Source organism: Acinetobacter sp. T63 (genome assembly GCF_053852345.1).
In genome coordinates, this window is the sequence record NZ_CM132659.1 from 1213687 (window position 1) to 1237517 (window position 23831).

At 45.7% G+C, this 23831-nt stretch carries 24 protein-coding genes, 3 pseudogenes and 1 other annotated feature; of the genes and pseudogenes, 23 read left to right on the forward strand and 4 right to left on the reverse strand.

The window, feature by feature from the left end:
- Positions 1–88: 88 nt before the first annotated feature.
- The gene (locus tag ACVLR6_RS05865) at positions 89–1582 is read left to right on the forward strand and encodes an IS91-like element ISCR2 family transposase (protein ID WP_180175424.1); all 1494 of its coding nucleotides are present in this window, start codon (positions 89–91) and stop codon (positions 1580–1582) included.
- 175 nt (positions 1583–1757) lie between these two features.
- On the opposite strand, the gene ACVLR6_RS05870 is transcribed toward ACVLR6_RS05865, so the two are convergent.
- The gene (locus tag ACVLR6_RS05870) at positions 1758–2060 is read right to left on the reverse strand and encodes a phosphoglucosamine mutase (protein WP_000251875.1); all 303 of its coding nucleotides are present in this window, start codon (positions 2058–2060) and stop codon (positions 1758–1760) included.
- Between the two features lie 86 nt (positions 2061–2146).
- On the reverse strand, positions 2147–2962 hold the full coding sequence (gene sul2, locus ACVLR6_RS05875; protein ID WP_001043260.1) for a sulfonamide-resistant dihydropteroate synthase Sul2: 816 nt from the start codon (positions 2960–2962) through the stop codon (positions 2147–2149).
- A gap of 89 nt (positions 2963–3051) precedes the next feature.
- On the opposite strand from sul2, the gene ACVLR6_RS05880 reads away from it, so the two are divergent.
- A protein-coding gene (locus ACVLR6_RS05880; RefSeq protein WP_455995294.1) for an IS4-like element ISAba1 family transposase occupies positions 3052–4142 on the forward strand; the annotation gives its coding sequence in 2 pieces (ribosomal slippage) (positions 3052–3592 and positions 3592–4142; 1092 coding nt in all).
- A 160-nt stretch (positions 4143–4302) separates the two neighbouring features.
- Here ACVLR6_RS05880 and ACVLR6_RS05885 read toward each other — a convergent pair.
- Positions 4303–4715 (reverse strand): annotated as a pseudogene (locus ACVLR6_RS05885) (transposase); the annotation flags it as partial.
- Positions 4324–4440 (reverse strand) — a sequence feature (AL1L pseudoknot). Its footprint overlaps the pseudogene before it by 117 nt.
- Positions 4716–4872: 157 nt before the next feature.
- Between ACVLR6_RS05885 and ACVLR6_RS05890 the strand changes: the two are divergent.
- Together ACVLR6_RS05890 and ACVLR6_RS05895 are read left to right on the forward strand one after the other, a co-directional pair.
- Positions 4873–5538: a flagellar biosynthesis protein gene (locus tag ACVLR6_RS05890; RefSeq protein WP_070153988.1), complete on the forward strand. Its 666-nt coding sequence runs from the start codon at positions 4873–4875 to the stop codon at positions 5536–5538.
- Between the two features lie 163 nt (positions 5539–5701).
- A pseudogene (locus ACVLR6_RS05895) lies at positions 5702–6084 on the forward strand (transposase); the annotation flags it as partial.
- Here ACVLR6_RS05895 and ACVLR6_RS05900 read toward each other — a convergent pair.
- A pseudogene (locus ACVLR6_RS05900) lies at positions 6083–6907 on the reverse strand (IS3 family transposase); the annotation flags it as partial. The pseudogenes ACVLR6_RS05895 and ACVLR6_RS05900 overlap by 2 nt on opposite strands.
- 245 nt (positions 6908–7152) lie before the next feature.
- Between ACVLR6_RS05900 and ACVLR6_RS05905 the strand changes: the two are divergent.
- The 19 genes from ACVLR6_RS05905 (at position 7153) to ACVLR6_RS05995 (ending at position 23831) form a co-directional block, all read left to right on the forward strand.
- The gene (locus ACVLR6_RS05905; RefSeq protein ID WP_075166810.1) at positions 7153–7773 is read left to right on the forward strand and encodes a beta-ketoacyl synthase chain length factor; all 621 of its coding nucleotides are present in this window, start codon (positions 7153–7155) and stop codon (positions 7771–7773) included.
- Entirely contained in the window at positions 7767–8570 is an 804-nt protein-coding gene (locus ACVLR6_RS05910; protein ID WP_151730684.1) for a lysophospholipid acyltransferase family protein, read from the forward strand. Before ACVLR6_RS05905 ends, ACVLR6_RS05910 begins: the two co-directional genes overlap by 7 nt.
- Positions 8563–8823: a phosphopantetheine-binding protein gene (locus ACVLR6_RS05915; RefSeq protein ID WP_005090854.1), complete on the forward strand. Its 261-nt coding sequence runs from the start codon at positions 8563–8565 to the stop codon at positions 8821–8823. The genes ACVLR6_RS05910 and ACVLR6_RS05915 overlap by 8 nt, the downstream gene beginning before the upstream one ends.
- A 9-nt stretch (positions 8824–8832) precedes the next feature.
- Complete coding sequence (locus ACVLR6_RS05920; protein WP_005090852.1) at positions 8833–9081, forward strand: acyl carrier protein; 249 nt, start codon at positions 8833–8835, stop codon at positions 9079–9081.
- Positions 9078–9632 (forward strand): COG4648 family protein, encoded by a 555-nt coding sequence (locus ACVLR6_RS05925; protein WP_005090850.1) that lies wholly within the window; start codon positions 9078–9080, stop codon positions 9630–9632. The genes ACVLR6_RS05920 and ACVLR6_RS05925 overlap by 4 nt, the downstream gene beginning before the upstream one ends.
- Positions 9633–9710: 78 nt before the next feature.
- A complete protein-coding gene (locus ACVLR6_RS05930) occupies positions 9711–11372 on the forward strand; it encodes an AMP-binding protein (RefSeq protein ID WP_131261655.1) in 1662 nt (553 codons plus the stop codon).
- Between the two features lie 13 nt (positions 11373–11385).
- Complete coding sequence (locus tag ACVLR6_RS05935) at positions 11386–12120, forward strand: glycosyltransferase family 2 protein (RefSeq protein WP_168382270.1); 735 nt, start codon at positions 11386–11388, stop codon at positions 12118–12120.
- 17 nt (positions 12121–12137) lie between these two features.
- Complete coding sequence (locus ACVLR6_RS05940; protein WP_127799709.1) at positions 12138–13052, forward strand: LpxL/LpxP family acyltransferase; 915 nt, start codon at positions 12138–12140, stop codon at positions 13050–13052.
- Between the two features lie 5 nt (positions 13053–13057).
- Positions 13058–14590 carry an HAL/PAL/TAL family ammonia-lyase gene (locus ACVLR6_RS05945; RefSeq protein ID WP_455996020.1) on the forward strand — a complete coding sequence of 511 codons (1533 nt, stop codon included), beginning with the start codon at positions 13058–13060 and terminating at the stop codon, positions 14588–14590.
- Between the two features lie 9 nt (positions 14591–14599).
- Positions 14600–15019, forward strand: a complete 420-nt coding sequence (locus ACVLR6_RS05950) for an acyl-CoA thioesterase (protein ID WP_005012597.1) — start codon at positions 14600–14602, stop codon at positions 15017–15019.
- Positions 15020–15026: 7 nt separating this feature from the next.
- A complete protein-coding gene (locus ACVLR6_RS05955) occupies positions 15027–15668 on the forward strand; it encodes a LolA family protein (RefSeq protein WP_168369544.1) in 642 nt (213 codons plus the stop codon).
- Positions 15643–17967, forward strand: a complete 2325-nt coding sequence (locus ACVLR6_RS05960) for an MMPL family transporter (RefSeq protein ID WP_455996022.1) — start codon at positions 15643–15645, stop codon at positions 17965–17967. The genes ACVLR6_RS05955 and ACVLR6_RS05960 overlap by 26 nt, the downstream gene beginning before the upstream one ends.
- A gap of 18 nt (positions 17968–17985) precedes the next feature.
- On the forward strand, positions 17986–19287 hold the full coding sequence (locus ACVLR6_RS05965) for an NAD(P)/FAD-dependent oxidoreductase (protein ID WP_168369542.1): 1302 nt from the start codon (positions 17986–17988) through the stop codon (positions 19285–19287).
- Positions 19277–19834, forward strand: coding sequence for a DUF3261 domain-containing protein (locus ACVLR6_RS05970; protein ID WP_168369541.1), 558 nt, complete (start codon positions 19277–19279; stop codon positions 19832–19834). The genes ACVLR6_RS05965 and ACVLR6_RS05970 overlap by 11 nt, the downstream gene beginning before the upstream one ends.
- Positions 19827–21023 carry a beta-ketoacyl-[acyl-carrier-protein] synthase family protein gene (locus ACVLR6_RS05975; RefSeq protein ID WP_168369540.1) on the forward strand — a complete coding sequence of 399 codons (1197 nt, stop codon included), beginning with the start codon at positions 19827–19829 and terminating at the stop codon, positions 21021–21023. The genes ACVLR6_RS05970 and ACVLR6_RS05975 overlap by 8 nt, the downstream gene beginning before the upstream one ends.
- Complete coding sequence (locus ACVLR6_RS05980; protein WP_068909341.1) at positions 21020–21457, forward strand: ApeP family dehydratase; 438 nt, start codon at positions 21020–21022, stop codon at positions 21455–21457. Before ACVLR6_RS05975 ends, ACVLR6_RS05980 begins: the two co-directional genes overlap by 4 nt.
- Positions 21454–22179, forward strand: coding sequence for a 3-ketoacyl-ACP reductase FabG2 (locus ACVLR6_RS05985; RefSeq protein WP_168400312.1), 726 nt, complete (start codon positions 21454–21456; stop codon positions 22177–22179). The genes ACVLR6_RS05980 and ACVLR6_RS05985 overlap by 4 nt, the downstream gene beginning before the upstream one ends.
- Entirely contained in the window at positions 22179–23411 is a 1233-nt protein-coding gene (locus tag ACVLR6_RS05990) for a beta-ketoacyl-ACP synthase (protein ID WP_411687113.1), read from the forward strand. The genes ACVLR6_RS05985 and ACVLR6_RS05990 overlap by 1 nt, the downstream gene beginning before the upstream one ends.
- A 15-nt stretch (positions 23412–23426) precedes the next feature.
- Entirely contained in the window at positions 23427–23831 is a 405-nt protein-coding gene (locus ACVLR6_RS05995; protein ID WP_070154006.1) for a hypothetical protein, read from the forward strand.

Sequence of the window (23831 nt, forward strand, 5' to 3'; positions counted from 1 at the left end):
GCAACGGCAGGCATTTCGGCTGAGGGTAAAAGAACTTTCCGCTAAGCGATAGACTGTATGTAAACACAGTATTGCAAGGACGCGGAACATGCCTCATGTGGCGGCCAGGACGGCCAGCCGGGATCGGGATACTGGTCGTTACCAGAGCCACCGACCCGAGCAAACCCTTCTCTATCAGATCGTTGACGAGTATTACCCGGCATTCGCTGCGCTTATGGCAGAGCAGGGAAAGGAATTGCCGGGCTATGTGCAACGGGAATTTGAAGAATTTCTCCAATGCGGGCGGCTGGAGCATGGCTTTCTACGGGTTCGCTGCGAGTCTTGCCACGCCGAGCACCTGGTCGCTTTCAGCTGTAAGCGTCGCGGTTTCTGCCCGAGCTGTGGGGCGCGGCGGATGGCCGAAAGTGCCGCCTTGCTGGTTGATGAAGTACTGCCTGAACAACCCATGCGTCAGTGGGTGTTGAGCTTCCCGTTTCAGCTGCGTTTCCTGTTTGCCAGCCGGCCCGAGATCATGGGGTGGGTGCTGGGCATCGTTTACCGCGTCATTGCCACGCACCTGGTCAAGAAAGCGGGCCATACCCACCAAGTGGCCAAGACGGGCGCGCTCACCCTGATCCAGCGTTTTGGATCGGCGCTCAATCTGAATGTTCACTTCCACATGCTGTTTCTCGACGGTGTGTATGTCGAGCAATCCCACGGCTCAGCGCGTTTCCGCTGGGTCAAGGCGCCGACCAGCCCAGAGCTCACCCAGCTGACGCACACCATCGCCCACCGGGTGGGTCGCTATCTGGAACGGCAAGGCCTGCTGGAACGGGATGTCGAAAACAGCTATCTGGCCTCGGATGCGGTGGATGACGACCCGATGACACCCCTGCTGGGGCACTCGATCACTTACCGTATCGCTGTCGGTTCACAGGCGGGGCGAAAGGTGTTCACTTTGCAAACTCTGCCGACCAGTGGTGATCCGTTCGGTGACGGGATTGGCAAGGTAGCCGGGTCCAGCCTGCACGCCGGCGTGGCGGCCAGGGCCGATGAACGCAAGAAGCTCGAACGGCTGTGCCGGTACATCAGCCGCCCGGCGGTATCCGAGAAGCGGCTGTCGTTAACACGAGGCGGCAACGTGCGCTACCAGCTCAAGACGCCGTACCGGGACGGCACCACGCACGTCATTTTCGAACCATTGGATTTCATTGCAAGGCTGGCCGCCCTGGTACCGAAGCCCAGAGTCAACCTAACCCGCTTCCACGGGGTGTTCGCACCCAACAGTCGGCACCGGGCGTTGGTCACGCCGGCAAAACGGGGCAGGGGCAACAAGGTCAGGGTGGCTGATGAACCGGCAACACCAGCACAACGGCGAGCGTCGATGACATGGGCGCAACGGCTCAAGCGTGTTTTCAATATCGACATCGAGACCTGCAGCGGCTGCGGCGGCGCCATGAAAGTCATCGCCTGCATTGAAGACCCTATAGTGATCAAGCAGATCCTTGATCACCTGAAGCACAAAGCCGAAACCAGCGGGACCAGGGCGTTACCCGAAAGCCGGGCGCCACCGGCTGAGCTGCTCCTGGGTCTGTTTGACTGACGAGCCTGAAGGCCAACGATACCAATCAAAATGCTGCGTTCACAGCGCCGCGGCAGGGATCCGCCGTGCTGGTTGTCGGAAAAGGAGCCGCTAGTGGGAAAGAGGAGGGTAAATTTTCAGCGTTGCTGGCTCCCCGTCAGCCGGATTGGGTTGCATCGCAGGGGTGTCGAAAGAGTCAACTGCGGTCCAAAGCTGTTGGACTTGGGTGAAAAGGGCGTTTATTCTTCCTATACGTTGTCGGCAGCGGGCCAAAAAGGAATACGTCCATGCCCATCGAGGTGAAACCGGCTGTGAGCGCGGGTTCAAGCATATAGCCCGACAGGCGCGTATCCTTGCCGATCACGACACGATGGCGGTGGTCACCGCGACGAAAGACACGGCCAGCCGCCATGCCGACGCGCAAGGCGGTTTCCGCCGTCATCGCGCCTTCGTTGGCTTTGCCACGAATACCGTCTGTGCCGAAATATTTGCGCACCATAAGGTCGATTATCCTGTCGTCGGGTCGCCCTCAAAGGGGACATGCCTGCTGAACCGCGAATATAGAGAAATATCCCGAATGTGCAGTTAACGAATTCTTGCGGTTTCTTTCAGCGCCGCCAATACCGCCAGCCCGTCGCGCAAGGGGCGCGGCTCGTGTGTGCGGATGAAGTCAGCTCCACCTGCGGCGGCGGCAAGCTCTGCAGCGAGTGTCGCGGCCCCGACATCCCCCGGACCACGGCCTGTGAGCGCGCGCAGAAAGGATTTGCGCGAAACAGACAGAAGCACCGGCAAATCGAAGCGCAGCCGCAATTCATCGAACCGCGCCAGCACCGAGAGCGAGGTTTCGGGAGCAGCCCCCAGAAAAAACCCCATGCCGGGATCAAGGACAAGGCGGTTGCGTTTGATACCGGCACCCGTCAGCGCCGCGATGCGCGCGTCAAAGAACGCCGCAATGTGATCCATGATGTCGCCAGCGGGTGCCTCGCGCCGATCTGCCTGCCCGTCTTGCACCGAATGCATAACGACGAGTTTGGCAGATGATTTCGCCAATTGCGGATAGAACGCAGCGTCTGGAAAACCGCGAATATCATTGAGATAGGCCACACCACGCGACAAGGCATAGGCTTGCGTCGCGGGTTGATAACTGTCGAGCGAGACGGGAATGCCATCTGCCTTGAGCGCGTCCAGCACCGGCGCGATACGCGCGATTTCTGTGTCGGACGAAACAGGCGCGGCGTCGGGATTGCTGGATGCCGGACCGAGGTCGATCACATCTGCCCCCTCGGCCATCAGCTTACGCGCCTGCGCAATGGCTGCGTCTGGCGCCAGATACCGGCCTCCATCGGAGAAACTGTCCGAGGTTATGTTGACGATGCCGAAAATGATGAGCGATTTATTCATGGGGGCTTCTATAATAATCTCTGTACACGACAAAAATAGATAACTCATTGAAATAATGTCACAATAATTGTTTTCTAACGACGAATACTATGACACATCTCAATGAGTTATATCTTATCTTAAACAAATCTCTAAAATGGAACAAGTCACATTTAAAGTGCTTTGCGCTCATCATGCTTGTGATTATTTTAAAGCAAACATGTAATCTTTCTTCTGCATCTAAAGCCTTGCCCATCAAGTGTTTACCACAATCATTTTATCGACGTATGCAGCGCTTCTTTGCAGGTCAGTATTTTGATTATCGTCAAATTTCTCAGTTGATTTTCAATATGTTTTCATTCGACCAAGTGCAACTGACTTTAGATAGAACCAATTGGAAATGGGGAAAACGAAATATTAATATCCTGATGCTCGCAATCGTTTATCGTGGAATAGCGATACCTATCCTTTGGACATTGCTTAATAAACGTGGAAATTCAGATACGAAAGAGCGTATTGCTTTGATTCAACGCTTTATAGCCATTTTTGGTAAAGACCGTATTGTGAATGTGTTCGCAGACAGAGAGTTTATCGGTGAGCAGTGGTTTACATGGTTAATTGAACAAGACATCAACTTCTGCATTCGTGTTAAAAAAACTTCATTGTCACCAATCATTTAGGAAAGAATCATAAAATTAGTGATTTATTTCGCCATCTTAAAGTTGGTCAAATTGAATGTCGTAAACGACGGATTTTGGTTGGTCGGGTGAAACTATATATAAGTGCACTACAGTTAGAAAATGGAGAGCTTTTACTCGTCGTTTCTCCTCAGTTTAATGCCAATGTTATTCAGGATTATGCATTACGCTGGGAAATTGAAACCTTATTCAGTTGTCTCAAAGGACGCGGGTTTAATCTTGAAAATACGCGCTTGACAGACCCTAGACGAGTGAAAAAATTGATTGCGGTGTTAGCTATAAGCTTCTGTTGGTGTTACTTAACGGGTGAATGGCAACATAATCAAAAAAAAGCGATAAAAATAAAGAAGCATGGACGACTCTCAATGAGTTTATTTCGCTATGGTTTAGACTATGTTCAAATGGCGATTCAGCGTTTAATTGGTTTTGGGAAAAAAGAAGAGTTTAAGGAAATTTTGGCAATTTTAAGAAAGCAGAATCCTGATAGGATAAGGGTTCTGTGAAATTTGTCGTGTACAGAGACAAAATATATAGAGTTATTTTATAATCAGCGAAGAATTCAAAAAGGCTTGGATTTTAAGACACCAAATCAAATGGCAGAAGACTTTTATCGGTTAGCTGCCTAGAATCTCCCAAGTGAAAGTCTCCTGCTAATTCAGCACACATCATCCGGTAATAGGTTGAGGGTGCGATCGGTAAAATTCTACAAATCGCCTCGACTCCGTACAGCTCTTTATTATTATGGATAAAATCCACCATTATTTGTGTGGGCGGTCGAGCTCCGCCTGGGCGAAAAAAGCGGCTGCTTTACGTAGAATTTCATTGGCACGTTTTAATTCTTTAATTTCACGTTCCATTTGCTTCATTTTTTCTTGGTCAGATATCTGTTGTACTTTGGCAGGATTTAGTTGATCCATATGCTTTAAATACCAAACACGCAATGTTTCAGGAGTACAACCGATTTTAGGCGCAATAGCTGTGATTGCTGCCCAAGTAGAAGGATAATCTTTTTCAGATTCAATTAGTAATTGAACCGCTCTTTCTCTAATTTCGGGGGTATAGTTTGGTTTTTTCATCGGAATAGTCTCTCAGAATATTGAGTCTCCGACAAACCCGGTACGGTTCAAAACTTAAACACTTTCCCACTAATACGAATAATTATCTTTCAATCTTTGCGCTATTTCTTTATATTTATGAAGTTTTACCTAACTATATAAATATTGAGGGATTTTTGTGAAACATTTTTTTCTTATACTAACTTTTGGGTTGTTAATCACTACACTTTCAGGATGTGCAACATCTCGTGGACTTATCCAAGTTCCAACCTCTAATCAAGTTTCTACACAAGAGGCCAGTAATTCTAAAAAAGTGATTATTGCACTTGTTGAAGATGAAAGGTCTTTTCAAGATAAACCACCAACTGCTGATATCCCATCTTTAAAAGGTGGTTTAGCAAAGGCTACGGCTGAAGAAAAAGCAAAAGCTGTAGCTCGAAAGCGTAACGGTTATGGAAAAGCTTTAGGTGATATTCTTTTAGAGAAAGAAACGGTTTCTGAATTATTAAAGAAACGTACAACTCTAGCACTTAAGAAATCAGGCTATGAAGTTCTTGAAGATAATGCTGCCAATCGGGCGAATGCAGACCTAGTTTTGAATATTAAAATTAATAAATTCTGGTCTTGGTTCCAGCCAGGATTTGCATCTATTAAAATCCATTCTGAAATTGATACCGATATCTTCAATACGAAGAAATCGCCAGCTGAACCTATTCACGTTTACAGCAAAGTTGTTAGATCAGCACAGGTAGCCAATGGTACAAAATGGATTGAAAATATTGATAATGTTTTGAATGACTATGAAGCTAAATTAATTTTATCTTTGCCTAAAGTTACCCCCTAATAAATCATTTTAGATCCAAATTATAGACTCTTAGAATAAAGCTCTTTTAGAAGAGCTTTATCATTTTATCTATCTGTTAGATTTCCCAGTCTACATTCAACTTCACATAGGCTTTGTTGCACAAACCTATCTGTAAAGGCTTTTTCAGCAATATAATTTTCAAATGAAGAAGCTTACATACAAAATCTACCGCACAACCAATTGGTCAGCATATAACCAAGCACTCTTTAATCGTGGGAATATTGACATTTGGTTCGATCCAAAAACACAATGGCATGCAGAACCGCAAGGCAAATAAGGTCTAAGTAAAACTTACTCCGACATAGCGATTCAATGTATTTGATGATCAAATCTCTATTTAGACTCACTTTACACAGGGTTACTGGCTTTGTTCAAAACTTAATTAAACTTTGCGGATTGGATTGGACAGCACCAGATTACAGTATGCTTTGTAGAAGACAAAAGCATATTGATATTGCAATTAGTTATCAGAAAAACAGTGATGGGCTTCATCTACTCGTAGACTCTACAGGCATGAAGTTTGTGAATGTACAATGAGGTCCTTAGCTGGTTTTTGATTGTGAATAGCCATATTCGATGCATCACAAACAAGCTTGGCTGTCATACGCTCATTTAAGCTGTAGCCAACCACTTGTTTCGTGTAAACGTCTTTTACAACTATTAAGTACAACAAGCCTTCAGTCGTCCATATATACGTAATATCACTCAATCACGCTTGGTTTGGTTTAATCATTGAGAATTGTTGCTCAAGCAAATTTGGATAGATCGCTCAGTTATGGTCACTGTTCGTGGTTCTTTTGAAACGTTTGTGGTACTTACAATGCAGCTGATTTAACTTTTTTATCTGACATACTGCATATGTACTAATTTTTACGACCTGAGCCTGTAAATGCTTGGTTAAGCGAATATAGTCATAGCTCTGTTTCGTTTATTTGTGCGCTATTTTGACCAAATTTGTTTGTTGATTTCGCTGAACTAATCGTTTATTCACACCTCGTTTTAGCCAATTATAAAAGTGTGAAACTAATACATGAAGTAATCGTGCCATCAAAATAATCGGCAATCAGTGTTTTTGCGATTTCATATAGGCGTACCTTACTGACGTACTTTGGCAAAGTACGCTGCTGCCTTTTTTAGAAATTTACGTTCCATGTCAGCGGATTTAAGCTGTTTGTTTAAGTTGCTTATTTTCTTCGAGCAAAGCGTTTAGGTCAGGTGAATACTGTTTAGTACCAGCTAAAGTCCCTGCCTTTGCCTTATTGTTCCAATGCGAAAGGGTCTGCATGGAAATGCCGAGTTCTCTAACTGTTTCGGATACATTGCCTTGATTGGCTTCTAATGCTTTGATGGCTTCAGATTTAAGTTCTACCGTATACGTCTTGTGTTTCTAGCTCATGGTAAACTCCTGATGAGTATGTATAGTTTACCAAGTTAAAACCTCCTGTTTTTTCAGCATACAGCAATTGATAATTGAATGGATTTCACAGTTTTATTTTTGAAAACAACGTAGTTTTGTTAAATTTTGTGAAAAATTTGACACGGTGCTATAATTGCGAACCTGATAATTTGTCAATTTTTTAAACACTGATCACGATGATGCAACTCCACGTATCCCACTTAAATCTAAGTTCGATTGATCAAAAGTTATCAGCTATAGAATACATTCCTGCGATGCAACGCCGACGTTTGTCTCGTCTGGCAAAACTGGCTTTGAATTGTGCCATACAAGCTTTAGATGCCTGCAATGTCGATTATATTGTTTGGGTGTCGCAATATGGTGATGAAGCCAAAACGCTGAATATATTAGAAGATGTCTTGAGAGGGCAAACGCCTTCACCGACTCAATTTTCAACCTCGGTACATAATGCAATTTCAGGCTTATATTCTATTTTATGTCAGGATGCGACACCTGCGACCAGTTTGGCAGGTTCGTGGAATGATGGGTTGATTGAAGCTTATGCATGGTTAAAAACAAGGCCAGAAGCCTGTCAGGTTTTGCTGGTGTATTATGATGAAGCCTTGCCTGAAATGTATATCGAGCATCAGCCATTTTCTGCTTTTGCGATGGCAGCGATGATTTCATTAGCGCCTGCAAATTTGATATTGATGCCAAAGCATACGAATGCAACGCCAGCCTATCAGCAAGCTTTAGCATTTAACACGTTTTGGACTAATCCTGAGCAAACTGAATCTGAAGCGTGGACGAAATGCTGAAATTAAATCGAATCAAGCAAAAAGCCAACTATGCATGGCGGGTTGGGGCGACAGGATTTAGCTTTGCCAGCTTTGGCTTAGGCGGCGTGGCGATTGGTGGTTTGATTGCACCAATCGTCAAGTTGAGTTCACAAGACCCAGAAGTTCGCAAACAGCGCACTCAAAAAGTCATTAAGCACAGTTTCAAAGGTTTTACGGAGATGATGGTAAAACTGGGCATTATGACCTATACGGTTGAAGGTCTAGATAAGCTACAGCACAGCCAACAAGAGCTGGTGATTGCTAACCATCCGACACTGATTGACGTGGTGGTTTTAATTGGTTTAATGGAGGAAGCAAACTGTGTTGTTAAGCAGGCACTGTGGTCAAATCCATTTACCAAAGGTCCTGTGCAAAGTGCGGGATATATTTTAAATGCGGGTTCTGAACAATTTATTCAGGACTGTGTACACAAATTGCAGCAGGATCATGCCGCGTCCTTGTTGATCTTTCCTGAGGGAACAAGAACAGCAAAAGGTGAGCAGTTGAACGTGTTTCAGCGCGGCGCAGCCAATATTGCACTAAGGGCAGGGGTACCGATTCGGCCTGTGCTAATTAGCTGTACGCCCTCGACACTCACCAAAAACGAAAAATGGTATCACATTCCAGAACAGCCTTTTCATATCCATGTAAAAGTCTTGGATGCGATCCAAGTGGAAGACGTATTGGATGACGTAACGGTTAATCCAAAAAATGTACGTCAATTAAATCAACAATTACAATGGTTTTTTAACCAAGAGTTATCCCTAAATGACTAATCTTGCTGATGAATTAAAGCAAATGATTATTGATGTCCTTGCCCTTGAAGACATCAGTATTGAAGACATTGATACAGACGCGCCTTTGTTTGGCGATGGTCTAGGTTTGGACTCGATTGATGCCCTTGAATTAGGCTTGGCATTGAAAAAACGTTATGGCATTCATTTGAATGCAGAGTCTGCAGAAACCAAAGAACATTTTAAATCAATTCAAAGCTTAGTGGCTTTGGTTGAAGCACAGAAAACAGCATAAGAGGTTGCTATGCTTGCACAAGAAACCGTGTTAGAAAAATTACGTGAATGGATGGAAGAGTTGTTTGAAATTGCGCCTGAAGATGTGCAATTAGAGTCAAACCTAGCTTCAGACCTCGATGTTGACAGTATTGATGCCATTGATTTGGTGGTAAAAATTAAAGAGTTGACAGGCAAACAAGTCAACCCTGAAGATTTTAAAAATGTGCGCACCATTCAAGATGTGGTGGTCGTGATTCAGAATATGTCAGTTGCATGAACAACATCTTAAAAGGGGTAGCAGGGATCGGTTTGATCCTCTATCCTTTTTTTGTCGCTTATGCTTTGGCACATGGACAGTATGTCTGGGTCAGTGCGGTATTGATTGTACTGGGCATTTTACGTCTCTTGAGTAAGGGCAATGCCCTGCTGTGGCCATTGACAGGTTTTGCCATTTTATGTGGCGGGCTGAGTTTGATTTTAAAAGATCATGCGTGGCTTAAACTCTATCCTGTCTTTATGAGTCTTGGGGCGCTGTTTATTTTTGCCAGCACCTTGATTCGACCGCCTTCAATGATTGAGCGTTTTGCACGTTTGGCAGAGCCTAATCTGCCAGAAGAAGGAGTCGAATGGACCCGTCAAGTGACCAAAGTTTGGTGTGGTTTTTTTTGCATCAATGCGGTCATTGCCCTGATCACTGTTTTCTTTGCACCGATGAAAATTTGGGTGATGTATAACGGCTTGATCTCTTATGTCTTGATGGGTGGATTATTGCTGGGTGAATTTGTGTTGCGTAAACGCCAGCAACGACTGCATCAGGCACAGAAATAACAGCATTTCCGTCAGGGCAGCTGAAACAGTGGTCTCGAACTATAGCGATTAGAAATACGGTTTTTAAAAACAAATTTTATGTCTTGTCATTTTCAACACCATCTCCATTCATCGCGTCCCTTGTGTATTCATGCGGACTCAAGTTTTGTTTCCTTTCACACTTTTTGGTTGGATGTAGCTTTACAGGCTACGCAAATTCAGCAGTTGGAACAGCCAGTATGGGCGCTTTGGCAAGAAGACAGTTATGAGTTTTTAGTATTGTTGTTTGCAGCCTTACAAGCAGGTAAGCAAGTGCTGTTGCCGCCGCATCGGGTCAGTGACTTAGAAAAAGAATTGGCTGAACAGCAGATTTATTTTTTACAACGTTTGCCATCGACAGCCACGCCAACTTTTGAGCTTCAATTTGATGCTACCTTTCTCAATCAGGCACAGCTGTATTTTTATACTTCGGGCTCAACAGGGCAGCCGAAAAAGATTCCGCGCACCTTGCAACAATTGTTCAATGAAGTCTGTGGCTTAGAAGCCAGTTTTGATTTGCCTGAGCAGGCGATCGCGATTGCTACGGTGAGCCATCAACATATTTATGGTTTGCTGTTTAAGTTGTTGTGGCCTTTAGCCAGTGGACGCAGTTTCTATCAGAAACAATTGGCTTTCCCTGAAGATGTGGTTGATCTTCAAAAGAAAATTGCCCATTTGCAACTGCCCAATTACCTCATTTCAAGTCCTGCATTGTTGAAGCGCTGGACCACAGATGTAGTGTTGCAAGACTGCCATCGGGTCTATTCCTCTGGTGGAAAGTTGGATGCAGGCGTGCGTCCTTTGCTGAACCGTCCCATTACCGAAGTGTTTGGTAGTTCTGAAACAGGCGGGATTGCTCACCGTCAGGCAGATGATGCGCTATGGACTCCCTTTGCCAATGTCGAAATTAACTGCGCCGAGCAACAAGAGTTAGCCGTTAAAACCAATCATGCCTTTAGCATGGATTGGATTTTGACTGGAGATAAAGTGCAGGTCGTGGATGCAAATAATCCCAAAAGTCCATTCCAACTATTGGGGCGTTTGGACCGTATTGTCAAACTCGAAGAAAAGCGGTTAAGTCTCGATGCGATTGAAGTGAAAATCGCTGAGTTGGCAGAAATACAGCAGTGCCATGTTTTAATTCATGAAAAAGAACAGCGTCAGATTTTGGCGGTGGTAGCGGTGCTGACAGTGGATGCAAGGGTGCTGCTTATCGAAAAGGGCAAAGCTGCCTTTACCGCACAGCTGAAAAAACAATTACAACAGAAGCTGGAAAGTATCGCGATTCCGCGGCAGTGGCGGTTCTTAACGCAAATGCCACAAAATGCACAATCGAAGCTGAATAAACAGTATTTAAAATCACTCTTTCTGCCGATGACCTTGCCTGTGGTATTGACACAGCAGTCTCAGGATATGCAGATCAGTTATGCTTTGGAGTTTGTGCCTGAGCTGGAATGCTTTAAAGGGCATTTTCCGAACTTTCCGATTTATCCGGGCGTAGGGCAAATTGGTTTTATCCAGCATTTTGCCAAACAAAATTGGGTGGATTTACTGTGGTGCAATGGTTTTGAGCAATTAAAATTTCAAGGACTGATCCAACCCTATCATACGGTGGAACTGGTGCTCAGCCGTAAAGCGCATAAGGTCAGTTTTGAGCTGAAAAATCATGACAAAATATTGGCATCAGGACGTTTGCTGTTTGCTATCCCTTCAGACGTTTAAGCCGAGAGAAAAAATGAAACACTGCTTTGTGATTCCTGTGTATAACCATCCACATTATTTGGCTGCGTTACTGTCACATTTAAGCGCTTTTGAGTTACCCATCATTATGGTGAATGATGGCAGTGATGCCGATTGTACGGCGGTATTACATCAGCTTACGCAGGACTATCCAAGGGTCGATTTGGTTGAACATACCCACAATCAAGGGAAAGGGCAGGCGGTGATCACGGGGCTCAATCATGCCTTTCAATGCGGTTATAGCCATGCCTTGCAACTCGATGCCGATGGACAACATGACTGGCAGGATGTGCAACGCTTTTTAGACACCTCTATCCAGCACCCCGAAGCCATGATTATTGGTCAGCCGATCTTTGATGCGACTGTTCCCAAAAAACGTCTCTATGGCCGTTATGCAACGCATATTTGGGTGTGGATTAACAGTCTGTCTTTTGAGATTAAAGACAGCATGTGTGGCTTTCGTGTCTATCCTCTAGCGCAGACAGTGAACATTCTAAACACTGCCAAGTTTCAACCGCGGATGGGCTTTGACTCGGAAATTTTAGTGCGTTTGAAATGGGACAATGTGCCGTTTATTAATCTGCCCACGCATGTGATTTATCCTGAAGGTGGTATTTCACATTTTGATGTGTGGCGTGACAATTTGGGCATGGCGCGCGCGCACAGCCGCTTGTTGGGTGGCATGCTGCTGCGGTTCCCCAAACTGATTTATCAGAAAGTCAAAGGTTAAGGCGGTCAGAGAAATATATGCAGAAATGGAGCGCCGTGAAAGAACGGGGCGGGATGTTACCGCTAATGCTGATGCTGGGTTTCTACCGTTTGGGTGGGCGTTGGCTGTGCCGAGTCATCTTATACTTTGTGATTTTATGGTACTGGCTCTTTTCCAATACTGCGCGTCAGGCTTCACTGTTGTACTTAAAAAAATTGCATCATTTTGCAGGTGCGCAGTCGCCGTTTCAGGCTGAGCCGCAGCTGTGGCACAGCTATACGCATTTGATGCAATTTGGTGAATGTATTTTAGATAAAATTGAGGGCTGGCTCGGGCACATTCCTGAGCAGAACTTAAAGCTGCATGGTCATGCGCACTTTCGTTCGCACTATCAAAAAGGTGTGGTGATAGTGGTGTCACACTTTGGCAATATTGAATTGCTGCGCGCCGTCAAAGCAGAGCATCCGCAGAAAATTAATGTGTTGGTTTATCAAAAACATGCTACCAAGTTCAATGCATTTTTAAAAAAACTGAATGAACATGCCGATGTTAATTTGGTTTCGGTGGATGAGTTGGGAATTGAAACAGCAATGATTTTACAGGATAAGTTGGATCAAGGTGAATGGGTGATTGTGGCAGCAGACCGCGTACCCGTGCAGTCAGATCGTGTACAATCGGTTGCTTTTTTAGGAGAGCAAGCGCTGTGGCCGCAAGGCGCTTGGATCTTGGCTAGCTTATTGAAAGCTCCTGTGTTGGCAGTGTTTTGCTATCGAGTTGATACACATTTTGAAGTGCATATTCATCAAGTGGCGGAGCAGTTGAACTGGCCGCGTAAAGAGCGTTTACAGGCCATGCAACAGACCACAAGACAGTATGTGCAACTGTTGGAACAGCATTGCATACGAGCGCCCTATCAATGGTTTAATTTTTATAATTTTTGGAATAAAGGATAAGTCTTGTGTTAATTGTTGGGGAAACTCCGCTCAGTATTGAAGATGTTTTGGCTGTAGCGCGTAAAGAAAAACAGGTGGTATTGCCTAACTCTGCTGAATGGACAGCATTAATTCAACGCGGTGCAGATTTCCTCGATCAGCTGTTGCAAGACGAAGGCGTCATTTATGGCGTGACCACGGGTTATGGAGACTCGTGCTTGATTGAAATTCCAGCCCACCAAGTGCATGAGCTGCCGCTGCATTTGTCGCGTTTTCATGGCTGCGGCATGGGGCAAAACTTAGACTTAATTACCGCACGTGCTGTCGTGGTGGTCCGTTTATGTTCTTTGGCACGCGGCTATTCGGGTGTCTCGCATGCCTTGTTGCAGCGGTTGGTCTGGATGCTGAATGAAGATGTGATTCCGGTGATTCCATCGGAGGGTTCGGTCGGTGCCAGTGGTGACTTGACCCCTTTGTCTTATATCGCTGGGGCCTTGGTCGGTGAGCGTGATGTGTACTATCAAGACCAGATTGTGCCGATTGCACAAGTGTATGCCGAAAAAGGTATACAGCCTTTGGTGATGCGTCCTAAAGAAGGCTTAGCCCTGATGAATGGTACAGCGGTTATGACCGCGATTGCCTGCCTGAATTATAAAAAGGCCGAACAGATTTCTTTTGCCAGTACTTTGATTACTGCCCTGAATGTCTTGGCTTTAGAAGGGAATCCAAGCCATTTTGATGAAGTCCTATTTGCGCAGAAACCACATCCAGGACAGCAACATATTGCAGCGCAGTTACGCGACTGGTTAAACAGTGAAGTACAAACCGAACACCAAAGTTCACGTCTGCAAGACCGTTATTCATTGCGCTGTGCGCCGCATGTGATTGGGGTATTTGAAGATTCTAAAGTCTGGCTGCGTCAGTTTATTGAAAATGAGCTGAATTCAAGTAACGACAACCCATTGATTGACCCAGTGAACCTGCGGGTACTGCATGGTGGACATTTCTATGGCGGACATATTGCCCAAGCCATGGACAGCCTGAAAATTATGATCGCGAATATTGCTGACTTGATGGATCGTCAGTTTGCGCAGTTGGTCGACTATAAAATGAACAATGGTTTGCCGCGCAATTTAACCGGTTCAAGCCCTGAGCGTTTGCCGTTGAATCATGGCTTTAAAGCGGTGCAAATTGGGGTTTCGGCATGGACAGCAGAAGCCTTGAAACAAACCCTCGCTGCGTCGATTTTCTCACGCTCAACCGAATGTCATAATCAAGACAAAGTCAGTATGGGTACCATTGCTGCGCGTGATGCCAGTCGAGTGATTACCCTGACTGAACAAGTGATTGCGGCACTCAGCTGTGCAGCGGTTCAGGCGGTCAAACTCAAAGGGGTAGATACAGAACTCAGCCCTGTTTTAACAGCATTTCAACACTGGGTGCTTCAGAGCTTCACCTATGTAGTGGAAGATCGTCCTTTGCAACAAGAGCTTCAGGCATTGGTTCATCGCTTTGAGGATTTAGAACTGTTAGACAGCATTGCTGTTCAATATTCATAGGAAATGAGCATGCATGCTGATGTAATTATTGAAGTGCCTTTTCATGATGTCGACACCATGAATGTGGTGTGGCACGGGCATTATTTAAAATATTTTGAAATTGCACGCTGCAAATTGCTGGATCAATTTCACTATAACTATAACCAAATGCGTGACTCGGGCTATGCATGGCCAGTGATTGAAAGTCATGTGCGTTATGTACAAGGCATTGAGTTTGAGCAAAAAATTCGTGTGCGCGCCGTTTTGAAAGAATGGGAAAATCGCTTAAAAATCGAATATCTGATTTTCGATGCAGTTTCAGGCAGAAAGCTGACCAAGGGTTATACCTCGCAAGTGGCGGTACATATTGAAAAACGTGAAATGTGCTTCCAGTCACCACAGGTGTTGCTGGACTGTTTAAATGCATGGCCTGAATTTAAAGCGGAGTAATGCAAGCATGATTCGATACAAATTTTTTAAGCCGATTTTGGTTGCGTGTACAGCCAGTATGATGACTGTGCTTGCTCCCGCAGTGAATGCACAAAATACTGAATTGAAACAGGTGTTTGCTCAGCTCGGTGCAACGCCTGTGGTGCGTGCCCAATTTGAGCAGCAGAAAAAACTGGCCGCTCTGAATAAAACCTATGTGTCCAAAGGCACGGTGCTGTTCAGCAAAAACCAAGGGGTGCTGTGGCAGATTCAAAGTCCAGTCAAAGCCGATTTGGTGGTGACACCGCGTAAGCTGGTACAAAAGACGCAGCGCACGTCCAGTCAAATTGAAGTCGATAAGACTCCTTATGGCTCTGTAGCGACGATGTTTTTGCAGTTGATGTCGGGCAATGAAGCGGCACTCGCTAAAAACTTTAACGTGGTGTCTGCCAATTACAGTCCGACGCAGTGGAATGTCAGCTTAACGCCGAAAAGCAGTCTATTTAAAAAGCTTTTTGTCCAAGTCGATGCGCAAGGTCAGCGTTATGTGGACCGTATTACGATTTTGGAACAAGCCAATAATCGCACCATCATTCGTTTTAGCCAGCAAACGGCTCAACCTCAAACTTTAACGGCTGCGGAAAATGCGCTTTTCCAATTGGCAAAATAAATTTAGCGCCCTGTGGTTGTTGCTGTTGTGTGTCATTGCTTTGGCACTGGGCGTGGCTTGGCTGAATAAAGGTATTAAGATTGAGACCAATATTTTTGCTTTGTTGCCTGAGGCCCATCAAGATGCTCATCTGGAACAAGCACAGCAATATGTCAGTCGGCAGTTAAATGACAAAGTTTTTGTGGTGTTGGATGCCAAAACAGATCAGCAATTAGAACAGGCAACGCAAGTACTCAAAACCCAAGCCGACCAAAGTCAGCTGTTTTTACCCGTTCGTCCGCAGCTTGATCCTGATCAATTTGCCCAAGCGCTGTATCAACATAAGGCGGGGTTGTTATCCAAGACAGATCAACAGATTGTGCAGGAGCAGGATGATGTCGCACTGACAGAGCAAGGCTTATTACAACTGATGAGTCCGGGCATGCCAATCACGGCTGAAATTCTCAAGCAAGATCCCTTGCTGCTGTTTCCCCGTTATGCAGTGGGTTTAAGTGCCTTACAAAATAATGCCGATATCAATTTAGAGCAGGGCTTTGCGACCATTCGTGATGAGCAGGGCATCTCGCGCCTGATGGTGCTTCAGCTCAATAGCAGTCCCTATAACATTGCCTACCAAGAGCAGACTGCTGCATTTATTCAGAATATCAATCGGCAGCTCAACCAGTTGCAGGTTAAACCGCACTGGACAGGCACGTTATTGTTTGCACAGTTTGGCACCAATTCTGCCAAAGAGGAAATCTCGACTATTGGCGTGGGTTCGACCATCGGAATATTACTACTGGTCTGGTTTGGCTTCCGTTCGATACGCCCGATGCTGACGGAAATGGTTGCAGTAGGTACCGGCAGTCTGGTGGCCTTTGCGGTGACGTATTGGGTTTTCGGTGAAATTCACCTGATGACACTGGTCTTTGGCGCCAGTCTGATAGGGGTTTGTGTCGATTTTTCATTTTACTTTATGGCCATGCAGTCTCAGCACCGACAGGTGGATGGATTTGCAGTTTTAAAACCATTATTGCCAAGCCTATTTGTGGGTTTGATGACTACATTGTTGGCTTATGTAGTGCTGAGTTTTACCCCATTTCCGGGTTTTAAGCAGATTGCGGTCTTTTCCATGGTTGGACTGAGCGCCGCATGGGTGACCAGTATTTTATTGTTGCCACGTTTGCCTGCGCTGAATGCGGAACCTGCGATACGTGCTTTGGGCTTTATTGGCAAAGCACGCAGTTATGTGCAGAGTCGAAATACGCTGCGTTATGGCATGATTGCACTGATTCTACTGGTGATGGGTAGTAGTCTCGCCTTGCTGAAAAGCAATGATGACATCCGTAATTTACAAAGTATGGATGCCACCTTAAAGCAGGAAGATCAATATATTCGTTCGCGTTTTATGCAACAGCAAAGCAGTGAATACTTTGTGGTACAGGGCAGAACCCCAGCAGAGTTGGAGCAGCGCGAACAGCAACTACTGGCAGAGCTTGCGCCCTTACAACAGGCTGGCAAGTTGGATGCTGTACAAGCTTTAGGGCAGTGGATTCCCTCGCTTGAGCAGCAGAAGCACAATATCGCGATGTTGCAGGCGATTCCCAAGCCAGCTTTAGTGAAATATGCGCAAGCGCTACAGCTCAACGCAGCGGATGTTTTAAACTGGCAAGCCCATTTAAAAGACCAACCGTTGTTGACCGAAGCAGTCATTAAAGATCATCCTCTGCATTTTCTGCAGATGAGTCCGACACAACGTTTGGTGATGCTGCAAAATGTGCATAATGTCAAAGCCGTACAGCAGCTTGAGAATGCTGATGTACAACTGTTACGTCCCGTTCATCAACTGTCTGAATTGTTTAAACAGCACCGTGAGCAGGCACAGTGGCTATTACTCAGCGCTTTGGTGATTTTAGCCATTGGCTTAGGGACACTATATGGCAAAAAATCCATTCTGCCTTTGGTGTTGCCTGTCAGCATGGCCTTAATGACCACGTTTGCGATTCAAGCATGGCTGGGTGTCGAGATTAATTTATTCAGCATTATGGGTACCTTCCTAATCATTGGGATTGGGGTGGACTATGCGATTTTCTACCGCCACGGACATGATCATCCGCAGGTGGTGGGGATGGCTTTATTCCTGTGCATGATGTCGACGTTCTTTGGTTTTGGTTTGCTGTCCTTTAGTCATACCTATGCCATTCACAGTTTTGGCTTAACAGTGTTGCTGGGCGTTATTTTTTCATTTATTTATGCCACACTTTTTACATCCTCCGATGCAAAACATGTGGTGGTTCAACAATATCAGCCAAAGAGCTGAGTCAAAGGGTACAGTGCAATGAGCACCATGCAACAGACAGATGTTTTAATTATTGGGGCGGGACCATCAGGCAGCTCGGCTGCAGCTTTGTTGCGCCAAAAAGGTTACCAAGTCACGGTCATTGAAAAGCAATATTTTCCGCGTTTTTCCATCGGCGAGTCTTTATTGCCGCAGTGTATGGTGTTTTTAGAAGAAGCGGGTTTATTGGAAACGGTGCGTGCACATGCCGACGAATATGCCTTTCAGTTTAAAAATGGCGCGGCTTTTTTAAGAGGCAGACAGCGTAGTTTTTATGACTTTACCCAAAAATTTAGTGAAGGCCCAGGCACTACATGGCAGGTCCGACGTGCCAACTTTGACCAGCTTTTGGCACAGCAAGCCGAAAAAATGGGCGCGGACATCCGTTTTGGCCATGAAGTCTTGGCCGTCGATGTCACATCCACACAGCCGATTTTGACGGTCAAAGATGAGCAAGGCAACAGCTACCAAATTCAAGGCAAGTTCCTGTTAGATGCCAGTGGTTTTGGCCGTATTTTGCCGAAGTTTCTCGACTTAGAAAGCCCGTCGGACTTTCCTGTGCGCCGTGCAGTCTTTACCCATATTGAAGATGGTTTGTTGGATGACCCTGAGTTTGACCGTGAGAAAATTTTAATTACTGTGCATGAAAAAGATCATCGTGCGTGGTATTGGCTGATTCCCTTTGCTGATGGGCGCTCTTCATTTGGCATCGTGGCGGAGCAAGATTTCTTTGAAAAATATGGTTATGACGGCAGTGCAGATTATGACCTTGAGGCCTTGCAGAAACGTATTTTAGCCGATGATGCCAGTTTGTCACATGTACTGCGTCACGCCAAACATGATACTTCTGTCCGTACTTTGGTGGGCTACTCTGCCGATGTGAAACATTTGGCTTCCAACAACTATGCACTACTGGGCAATGCCGGTGAGTTCCTTGATCCTGTCTTTTCTTCGGGAGTGACTATTGCTTTGAAATCGTCCAGTCTAGCCGTACCATTGGTCGAGCAAGTGCTGCAAGGTCAGGCAGTAGACTGGATGGAGCAATATGAAAAGCCACTACGTAAAGGCATTCAAGTATTTCGTGCCTATGTCGAGTCATGGTATTCGGGGGAGTTTCAGGATGTGGTGTTCTCCACTCATCAGGATGAAAAAATCCGCCGTATGATTGCTTCCTTACTGGCAGGTTATGCGTGGGATGCAAGCAACCCGATTCATCGTAATGCCAAGCAACGCTTGAGCACTTTGGCCGAATATTGCCGAGAAGAACAACCGCAAAAAGAGTCGTTGACTGATGAAACTTAAGCTGCGTTTGAAAACCGTCAGTTGGGTTTTAGCCAGTGCTCTGCTCTGTAGTGCCTGCCAAAGCTGGATTCCCAAGGCGCAGGGACTCGCGACCCCGCAGTGGGCTGCGCAAAATTATCAACGTCAAGATCAAATCGAAGTGCAGTGGAAAACCCAGAGTTTCAGCTTTTTACTGTATCAGCAACAACGGGGGCAGTCGCTTGATATGTTAGCGCTCAGCCTCACAGGGCAACAGTTGTTTAAACTCAGTTTTGATGGTCAAAAGGTCGAAGTTGAACAGCGGATTGATCCAATGAAACGGTTGCCTTTTGATTATGTGGTGCGTGATATTCTGTATGCCACTTATCCAAATTTTGCTGCCTTACATACTGCTCAAAATGCTGTCGTGCAGAAAGACGATACCATTTATATACAGCAGCAACCCGTGTTGAAAATTCAGCAAAATGAAGGAGCAATTGAACTGGATAATCTGCAAGTGCCTTATCAAATGGTGATCAGCACGGTGAGCAATACTTTAGAAGATGATCAAGGTGACCATCATGACTAAAAATCTACAGCATGTTTCAGCCATGGGTATTCAGTTCAGTGTGGCGCTGTCGGCTTTGGGGCAAAATGCCACTGAGCTTCAGCATGCCTTAACAAGCACAGAAAATACTTTGTCACAACGAGAGGATTTGATCGCGGGGCGTTCGGTCTGGGTCGGTGCATCGGATCAAGCCTTGGTTCAAGCAGTGCCTGAAAGCTTGAGCAGTGCAGATTCACGGAATCTACGCTTTGCCCTGACGGCTTTGGCGCACATTGAAACTGAAATTCATGCTTATACAGCACAGTTTGCTAAACAACGTCTTGCTGTGATTATCGGCACGTCAACCTCAGGCATCGCAGATAATGAGCCTGTCTTAAAAGTCCAGTTTCAACAGTCTGTACCGCAGTCTGTACAGCACCAAAAGCAAGAAATGGGCAGTTTAGCGAAAGCCTTACAACAGTATTTGGGCTGGGAAGGGCCTGCCTATACCATTTCTACCGCTTGCTCCTCGGCAGCTAAAGCGCTGGCGGCGGGGCAACGTCTGCTGAATGCAGATCTGGCCGATGCTGTCTTAGTCGGTGGAGTCGATACCTTGTGCAAGCTGACTTTAAATGGTTTTGATAGTTTAGAAAGCTTATCGAGCGGAATTTGTCAGCCCTGTGGTGCCAACCGTGACGGCATCAATATTGGCGAAGCTGCAGGACTATTTTTACTGTCCAAAGCACCTGCAGCTGTGATGTTGCTGTCGAGTGGTGAGTCAATGGATGCATGGCATATTTCAGCACCGCATCCAGAAGGACGAGGGGCTGCGGAGGCGATGCAAAAAGCTTTAGATATGGCACAGCTTGAAGCAGGCGATATTGGGTATTTAAATTTGCATGGGACTTCTACACCGCAAAATGATGTGATGGAGATTAAGGCGGTGCAGACTGTTTTTGCAGATTATCCAGTTGCACTTAGTAGCACCAAACATAAAACGGGACATTGTCTGGGGGCGGCGGGTGCAATCGAAGCCTTTATTTGCCAGCAGGTTTTATTAGATCAATCTTGGTTGCCGCTGCATCATGCAGGTGAATTGGACGATGCTTTGGCTGGGCAAAATTATGTGTTTACACCGCATTTAGCTGCACCGATTCGCTATGCGATGAGTAATTCTTTTGCTTTTGGTGGGAGCAACATCAGTTTAATTTTCGGGACGGTTTTGTCATGATGGACGCAGTACAGTTTATTCCACATGCGAAACCGATGGTTTTCGTGAGTCATTTGATTGAAGCCAATGATACATTTGCGATTGCAGAACTTCATATCACAGCTGATTTGATGTTTTGTGAGCCAAATGGCTTGCCCACATGGAGCAGTATTGAGCTGATGGCGCAGACCATTAGTGCCTATGCAGGCTATAAAGGGCAAACCAAGGGTTGGCCACCGAAAATTGGCTTTTTATTGGGAACGCGTAAAATGCAGTTACCCTGTGCCTATTTTAGTTTGGGTACAACCGTGCAGATTCGGGTCGAACAAAGTTATCTGCACGAAGGTTTGGGGCAGTTTAATTGTGAAATTGAATATCAAGAACATCGGTTCAGCGCTATGTTGAGCGTATTTGAGCCTGAAAATATGAATGAAATCATTGGAAAATTAGTGTGAACAGAAGAGTTTTAGTCACGGGTTCGAGTCGTGGAATAGGTAAAGCGATCGCTTTAGAGTTGGCAAAGGCAGGCTTTGATGTCACGGTCCATGCCCGCTCAAGACAGTCTGAGGCCGAAGCAGTGGCTCAGGAGATCCAAGCGCTTGGACAGGCGAGTCATGTACTGATGTTCGATGTGAATGAGCGTGAAAAGATTGCTGCCATTTTGGAGCAAGATATAGCCCAGCATGGTGCTTTTTACGGCGCTGTGTTGAATGCAGGACTAACCCGTGATGGTGCTTTCCCAGCATTGACCGATGAAGATTGGGATGATGTGGTATCGACCTCTCTGAACGGTTTTTATAATGTGCTGAAACCCCTGATGATGCCGATGATTCGCTTGAAAAAGGGCGGACGTATTGTGACCTTGTCTTCAGTATCTGGAATCATGGGGAATCGTGGTCAGGTGAACTATAGCGCTGCCAAAGCAGGCTTGATTGGAGCGACTAAAGCATTGGCACTGGAATTGGCCAAACGCAAAATTACGGTGAACTGTGTTGCTCCGGGCTTGATTGAAACCGAAATGGTGAACGAAGAAGTTAAAGAACACGCCTTGAAAATGATCCCGATGCAACGCATGGGACAGGTAGAAGAAGTCGCAAAAGCGGTGAAGTTTTTATGTAGTGATGATGCCAGTTATATCACTCGTCAAGTGATTTCAGTCAATGGAGGCTTGATCTAATGAAACGTGTTGTCGTAACAGGCATGTCTGGGATTACCTCTTTGGGTGAAACCGCAGAACAAATTTTTGAGCAGTTTGCACAAGGCAAAAGCGGTATTCGCTATATGCCTGACTGGGAAATTTATCCTGATTTACGCAGTAAGTTGGCTGGCCCAGTGGAGTCATTTACTGTACCGAAGCATTTTAACCGTAAAGTGACCCGTGGCATGGGGCGTGTTGCTTTAATGTCTACAGTATGTGCTGAAAAGGCATTGGAAGATGCAGGTTTACTGCATGCGGATATCTTAAAAAGTGGTGATGCAGGTGTGGCCTTTGGTTCCTCTGCGGGCAGTGTGGATGCTGTGCGTGAGTTTGGTGCCATGTTGATTGAGCACAATATGAGCCAACTGAATGCGACAACCTATATTCGTATGATGTCGCATACCAGTGCAGTCAATATGACGGTGTATTTTGGGCTAAAAGGTTTAACGCTGCCGACCTCAAGTGCCTGTACTTCGGGTTCCATGGCGATTGGTCAGGCTTATGAAGCAATCAAATATGGCAAGCAAACTGTGATGATTGCAGGCGGGGCAGAAGAGCTCAGTGCAGCGGGTTCAGCCGTGTTCGATGTGCTATTGGCGACCAGTGTGCAAAATGACCATCCAGAGAAAACCCCACGTCCATTTGATGCAAGCCGAGATGGTTTGGTGGTGGGTGAAGGCGCAGGTTGTTTGATTTTAGAAGAGTATGAACATGCGCAAGCACGTGGGGCGACCATTTATGCCGAGATTGTGGGGTATGGCAGCAATACCGATGGTCAGCATGTGACCCGACCTGATTCTGAAATGATGGGCCGTTGTATGCAGTTGGCACTCAAAGATGCACAGCTTACAGCCGAAGATATTGATTATGTTAATGCGCATGGTACCTCGACCGATCAGGGGGATATTGCTGAATCACAAGCGACTGCGCGGATCTTAGGCAAAAAACCGATTAGCTCATTAAAAAGTTATTTTGGGCATACACTTGGGGCGTGTGGCGCCATTGAAGCATGGCTCAGTATTGAAATGATGCGACGCAACCAATTGGTGCCAACTTTAAACTTAGATAACATTGACCCTGCGTGTGCGGAATTAGATTATATTTGTGGTGATATTCGCCCGATGTCAGCAAAAATTATTATGACGAATAATTTTGCCTTTGGTGGCATTAATACATCATTAATTTTCAAAAATAATATAGACCATAACTGAAACAGAGGGTAAAAAATGGGGTTTAAAAAAACACTATATATCTTATCAGCAGTGAGTATGCTGGGATTAACAGCTTGTAGTACTGTAAAAATTTCTGATTATCCGCAGCGGCAATTAATGACAGCAAAATATGCGACTGCGGCTGATATTGTGAACAATATTCGACTTGGTGTTGGGCAAAATGCGCGCACTGGTTGGGTAGTTGAACAGGCAGATCAGACAAAGGTAGTTGCGGGTTTAACCCGTCGTAGCCATTATTTACAAGTAACCTATCTCATCTCAGGTAATCAAGTCAGTTCACAAATTACAGGTAGCCGTAATCTCGATCAACGTGGTAATAAAATTCATAAAAATGCGATGGCATGGAAGGCACGTTTAGATAATTCGGTATTTACACAACTTTCAAAAACGTTAAATTAA

Excerpts from the sequence above, each read along its gene's own strand:
- ACVLR6_RS05865 (WP_180175424.1), top strand. The coding sequence starts at position 89 with ATGCCTCATGTGGCGGCCAGGACGGCCAGCCGGGATCGGGATACTGGT.
- ACVLR6_RS05870 (WP_000251875.1), bottom strand. The coding sequence starts at position 2,060 with ATGGTGCGCAAATATTTCGGCACAGACGGTATTCGTGGCAAAGCCAAC.
- sul2 (WP_001043260.1), bottom strand. The coding sequence starts at position 2,962 with ATGAATAAATCGCTCATCATTTTCGGCATCGTCAACATAACCTCGGAC.
- ACVLR6_RS05905 (WP_075166810.1), top strand. The coding sequence starts at position 7,153 with ATGATGCAACTCCACGTATCCCACTTAAATCTAAGTTCGATTGATCAA.
- ACVLR6_RS05910 (WP_151730684.1), top strand. The coding sequence starts at position 7,767 with ATGCTGAAATTAAATCGAATCAAGCAAAAAGCCAACTATGCATGGCGG.
- ACVLR6_RS05915 (WP_005090854.1), top strand. The coding sequence starts at position 8,563 with ATGACTAATCTTGCTGATGAATTAAAGCAAATGATTATTGATGTCCTT.
- ACVLR6_RS05920 (WP_005090852.1), top strand. The coding sequence starts at position 8,833 with ATGCTTGCACAAGAAACCGTGTTAGAAAAATTACGTGAATGGATGGAA.
- ACVLR6_RS05925 (WP_005090850.1), top strand. The coding sequence starts at position 9,078 with ATGAACAACATCTTAAAAGGGGTAGCAGGGATCGGTTTGATCCTCTAT.
- ACVLR6_RS05930 (WP_131261655.1), top strand. The coding sequence starts at position 9,711 with ATGTCTTGTCATTTTCAACACCATCTCCATTCATCGCGTCCCTTGTGT.
- ACVLR6_RS05935 (WP_168382270.1), top strand. The coding sequence starts at position 11,386 with ATGAAACACTGCTTTGTGATTCCTGTGTATAACCATCCACATTATTTG.
- ACVLR6_RS05940 (WP_127799709.1), top strand. The coding sequence starts at position 12,138 with ATGCAGAAATGGAGCGCCGTGAAAGAACGGGGCGGGATGTTACCGCTA.
- ACVLR6_RS05950 (WP_005012597.1), top strand. The coding sequence starts at position 14,600 with ATGCATGCTGATGTAATTATTGAAGTGCCTTTTCATGATGTCGACACC.
- ACVLR6_RS05955 (WP_168369544.1), top strand. The coding sequence starts at position 15,027 with ATGATTCGATACAAATTTTTTAAGCCGATTTTGGTTGCGTGTACAGCC.
- ACVLR6_RS05960 (WP_455996022.1), top strand. The coding sequence starts at position 15,643 with ATGCGCTTTTCCAATTGGCAAAATAAATTTAGCGCCCTGTGGTTGTTG.
- ACVLR6_RS05965 (WP_168369542.1), top strand. The coding sequence starts at position 17,986 with ATGAGCACCATGCAACAGACAGATGTTTTAATTATTGGGGCGGGACCA.
- ACVLR6_RS05970 (WP_168369541.1), top strand. The coding sequence starts at position 19,277 with ATGAAACTTAAGCTGCGTTTGAAAACCGTCAGTTGGGTTTTAGCCAGT.
- ACVLR6_RS05975 (WP_168369540.1), top strand. The coding sequence starts at position 19,827 with ATGACTAAAAATCTACAGCATGTTTCAGCCATGGGTATTCAGTTCAGT.
- ACVLR6_RS05980 (WP_068909341.1), top strand. The coding sequence starts at position 21,020 with ATGATGGACGCAGTACAGTTTATTCCACATGCGAAACCGATGGTTTTC.
- ACVLR6_RS05990 (WP_411687113.1), top strand. The coding sequence starts at position 22,179 with ATGAAACGTGTTGTCGTAACAGGCATGTCTGGGATTACCTCTTTGGGT.
- ACVLR6_RS05995 (WP_070154006.1), top strand. The coding sequence starts at position 23,427 with ATGGGGTTTAAAAAAACACTATATATCTTATCAGCAGTGAGTATGCTG.